General features: G+C 69.8%; 1 protein-coding gene. It reads left to right on the plus strand.

The genetic code is table 11. From position 1 onward, the window contains the following. The coding region (locus AC6UDB_RS07075; RefSeq protein ID WP_500709556.1) for a homogentisate 1,2-dioxygenase at positions 1–262 on the plus strand (262 nt) is incomplete at both ends.

A 262-nucleotide genomic window follows, 5' to 3' on the forward strand; every position in this document is an offset into this window, starting at 1 on the left:
GCTGCCAGGTGCCCTGCCGGTCGGGCAGAACTCGCCGCAGAAGGCACCCTACGGGCTGTATGCCGAGCTGCTCTCGGGCACCGCGTTTACCATGGCCCGCAGCGAGCTGCGCCGTACCTGGTTGTATCGTATTCGCCCGTCTGCATTGCACCCGCGTTTCGAGCGCCTGGCACGCCAGCCGCTGAGCGGGCCGCTGGGGGCCATCAACCCCAACCGCCTGCGCTGGAGCCCCCAGCCGATGCCTGCCGAGCCGACCGACTTC

The sequence above is a fragment of the Fructilactobacillus sp. X3R2C1 genome (assembly GCF_059901235.1).